Raw genomic sequence first — 3,608 nt, forward strand, 5'->3', positions numbered from 1 at the left:
TGGCAGGCCTGCTCGATCCGCTCGGTCTGCGGCGCCAGCGCATCCAGCGTCGTAGCGCTGAACAACCGCGCCAGGCTGCTGCTGGCGGCATGGATACGACTGGCATCGCGCGACAGCAGGTCCTGCAGCAGCACATCGGCCTGCGGGTCGGCCAGCCGCGGTGGCGGCGATGTGGACCAGGGCCAGCGCATCAACGGGGCCTGCCGATCGCGGCGTAGTGGCCGCCGGTCAGGTGCAGCAGGTCGGCCGGTGCCAGCTCCACTTCCAGGCCACGCCGTCCCGCGCTGACGTGCAGGGTGGGCAGTGCCTGCGCGCTGGCGTCGAGAAAACTGCGCAGGCGCTTCTTCTGCCCAAGCGGGCTGATGCCGCCGACCAGATAGCCGGTTGCGCGCTGCGCGGCATCGACGGCGGCCATCTCGCACTTCTTGCAGCCGGCCGCCTCGGCCAGTGCTTTCAGATCAAGCTGGCCGGCCACCGGCACGATGGCAACGAGCAGTTCGTGCGTTTCGGTGCTGGCCAGCAGGGTCTTGAATACCTGTGCCGGGTCCAGGCCCAGCTTTTCGACGGCTTCGCCGCCATAGGATTCGGCATGGGCATCGTGCACGTAGCTGTGCACGGTATGGGCGATCTTCTCGCGCTTGAGCAGGTTGATGGCCGGGGTCATGGGCATATCGTAGCGCCGCGCGCGGGCATTGCCTTGACCGAGGCTATTGCCGCGCCCTGCGATACTGCACGTCGGCTTTCCCTGGCTCCAGCATGCGCGCACCCGCTCACCTCCACGACCTGACCTTTGACACCGAAGTGGCAGCGGGCCCGTACCCACCGCAGGGTTTTCTGCCGATCGCCGAAGGCGCGTTGGGCAACGGCGATTGCTTCGGGCTGTACTGGCCATTGGGGCGCGAAGGCGCATTGCCGCTGGTCTGCGAGATGTTCCATGACGAGGGCAGGATGGTCTACAGCCATTCTTCGCTGGACGTGTTCGCGCACTGGTTGGGCATCAATCGTGCGCTGGACGAGGATGCGTGGGATGACGACGAGTGGGATCCGCGCGCGCATGATGTGGACGACGCAGACTCGCCTCTGCGGCTTGTCGAGTTGGCGCAGGGACATGTAGCAGCGGGCGAGCCCGCCGCTGCGATCCCACTGCTCGACGCCGCAACCGCGGCTTTTCCAGACCTGCAGAAGGGCTGGGCCATGCTCGCTGGCCAGCACATGCGGTTGCGCAATGCCGAGCTGGCGGTGCGCGCGGCGCGCTCGGCCGTGCTGGCCAACTGGGCCTTTGGCGTGCCCGAAGCAGGTGTGCTGCGCATCCTGAAATCGGCGCATGCTGGTGCGGATCCGGTGGTGGCGATGGCGCAGCAGATGGGCTTCGCCTTTGGCGGTGCCAGGAACAACCCGGACTATGCGTTGATGCAGGCCTGCATCGATCGGTGTTGGCGGATCGGCGATAGGGAGGCGGCACTACGGTTGTCGCAAAACCGCTGTTACGTGCTGGCCGCCGAGACGGTGTCATTCCAGGAGCGCGAGCGCTTTGATCTGCCCGCGTGGCAGCTTGCGTTCCGCGAACAGTGCCGCCTCGCCCTCGGCGACGACCGCCAGCGCATGCAGTAGAGCCACGCCGCGCGTGGATACCGAACCGGATGACAGGATCCACGCTGTGCGTGGATCCGATCCATCGCAGATCAGCGCGACAGCGGCTGCTGTGCCTGTGCCTGTTCCTGCGCCTGTCGTTGTGTCTGTTCGGCGTTCAACGCTTCGCTCTGGCGAGTGCTGGATGGCAGATCCTGGCTGACCGCCTGCGCAAGGTCGATGTAGGTGCGATGCGCTGCAGGATCGCCCAGCTGGCCCTGCACCGCGAATACACCCTGGCCGTCGGGGCGCRCCACCACGGTGTCCACCTGTGACATGCCGACAAGCTTGGACTCGTAGGCGACCTGTCCAGCGGCATTCTCCAGCTGGCCGCGGTCATGGAACAGCGGCGATAGTCCACCTTGGCTGCGCTGCTGTTCCAACGTTTCCAGCTTTTCCACGACCTGCTGGTAGCGCGGATTGTCGGCGTGCCCGGGCGTGGCCATGCTCGGTGCTGCTGATTCGGCCTGCTGATGCTGCTGGCTTGCCGCCTCCAGCGCACCCAAGGTGCCGCTGCCGGCTTTGCCGTCCACCGTCAGCTGATGATCGCGCTGGAACTGCTGGACCGCCTGCAGGGTGCCCGGGCCAAAGTGACCGTCGGCCACCAGCGGTGCACCGTCCTTGCCCGTGTAGCCGAGGTCGGCCAGCTTCTGCTGCATGGCCTGCACCTCATCGCCCTTTGCGCCGTTCACCAGCACGCCACTGCCAGCCGACGCACCGGGTGTGCTGGGCGAGCCGTGCGAGGGGGCATGGGTTGGGGTGATGCCCAGCTGGGTCATGGCCGTGTCGAAGCGTTGATCGCGGCTGGTCACGGCCGCAGGCGACTGGATGCCGAATTTGGTCGCATCGACGAAGGTCTGCACGTCGGCCCGGCTTGGTGGATCGCCGGCCTGGACGGTACCGCCCTGCAGCTTCTCCGCGTTGCCGGCCAGATAGCTGATGAACTGCGGGCCCATGCTGCCGAACTGGTTGTCATAGTCGGCCATGGCCAGCTGCAGTTCCGGGTTTGCCACGATGGCATCGGCGGCGGCCGGGTTGGTCGCACGCACCTTGGCGATGGCCTCGTCGACGCGCTCGATGGCGCTGTCCAGCTTGGCGTTGGTGAGCTTGTCGATGTTGGCCTGCGGAATGGCCTGCAGCTTGGCGTCGAGCGCGGCCAGCTGCTGTGTGCTCAGCCCCCCGTGCTGGGACAGCAGTTCGATGTCACCGTTGGTGAAGCCGTTGTCGCGCAGGAAGCGCCTGGCCTGGGGGTTGCCGCCGACGTCGAACTGCACCAGGCCGAACGAGTAGGCGCTGGTGCCCTCCTGGGCGTATGAGAAATGGTCCAGGTGGCGGGTGTTGCCGCCCAGTTCGGTGTTGAGGAACAGCGTGGACAGCTGTTCGCGGGTGAGAGTGGAATCCGTTGCCATGGTCATCGTCCTTCAATGAGGAAAAGGGAGCCGTGCCCGCCCGGCTGATGTCAGCCGGCGCAGTGCTGCTGGGTGAAGCCGAGCAGCTGGCGGGTGGCCTCGGTGCCGTAGGCAGCCGGTGCCGGTTCGATGGCGAACTGGCCGACCATCTGGTTGCTGCATAGCTGCACGTTGCGCTTGCCGGTGGCTGTTTCCAGGGTGCAGTTGGCCGCCAGCAGGGCGTTGTGGCCGGCGCCGATGTTGGTTGCCGCCGTGCAGCCCAGCAGGCTGCCTTTTTGGCCGTTTTCACCCAGCAGCGTGTTGAAGGTCGCCAGCTGGCTGTTGGGGTCGCGCAGCACCAGCATGTCCACGCACTGCTGCTGGCCGTCGGGCACTTCGCAGGCGTCCTGGTCGACCAGACCGTCGCGCGTGGCCGACAGTACCTTGAGGCGGTCGGCAGATACCTGTTGCAGGCAGTGCGCGTCGCTGCACAGGTCGCGCGTGTGCTGGATCCAGCGCTGCTGCTCGGCCTGCAGCTTGGCCTTGCCGGCGGCATCGAGGGTTTGGCTTGCGGCGGCTTCGGCCTTGGCC

The 3,608-nt window shown here is 66.7% G+C and carries 4 protein-coding genes and 1 pseudogene; 1 reads left to right on the plus strand and 4 read right to left on the minus strand.

Annotation, left to right across the window (positions count from 1 at the left end; genetic code table 11):
- Both AC1VAN_RS15145 and ybaK read right to left on the minus strand, forming a co-directional pair.
- Positions 1–191: pseudogene (locus AC1VAN_RS15145) on the minus strand (hypothetical protein); the annotation flags it as partial.
- On the minus strand, positions 191–664 hold the full coding sequence (gene ybaK / locus AC1VAN_RS15150) for a Cys-tRNA(Pro) deacylase (protein WP_025876549.1): 474 nt from the start codon (positions 662–664) through the stop codon (positions 191–193). The gene ybaK and the pseudogene AC1VAN_RS15145, both read right to left, overlap by 1 nt.
- Before the next feature lie 92 nt (positions 665–756).
- Between ybaK and AC1VAN_RS15155 the strand changes: the two genes are divergently transcribed.
- Positions 757–1,611 carry a hypothetical protein gene (locus AC1VAN_RS15155; protein ID WP_312962713.1) on the plus strand — a complete coding sequence of 285 codons (855 nt, stop codon included), beginning with the start codon at positions 757–759 and terminating at the stop codon, positions 1,609–1,611.
- A 71-nt stretch (positions 1,612–1,682) separates the two neighbouring features.
- On the opposite strand, the gene AC1VAN_RS15160 is transcribed toward AC1VAN_RS15155, so the two are convergent.
- Both AC1VAN_RS15160 and AC1VAN_RS15165 read right to left on the minus strand, forming a co-directional pair.
- Positions 1,683–3,038, minus strand: a complete 1,356-nt coding sequence (locus AC1VAN_RS15160; RefSeq protein WP_480986109.1) for a peptidoglycan-binding protein — start codon at positions 3,036–3,038, stop codon at positions 1,683–1,685.
- Between the two features lie 50 nt (positions 3,039–3,088).
- Positions 3,089–3,608: lysozyme inhibitor LprI family protein (locus tag AC1VAN_RS15165; RefSeq protein ID WP_480986110.1), on the minus strand; the 520-nt coding region annotated here is incomplete at its 5' end.

Source organism: Stenotrophomonas sp. 05L44_2, from assembly GCF_056665995.1.

Coding starts and splice junctions, on each gene's coding strand:
- AC1VAN_RS15155 (WP_312962713.1), top strand. CDS start 757: ATGCGCGCACCCGCTCACCTCCACGACCTGACCTTTGACACCGAAGTG.
- ybaK (WP_025876549.1), bottom strand. CDS start 664: ATGACCCCGGCCATCAACCTGCTCAAGCGCGAGAAGATCGCCCATACC.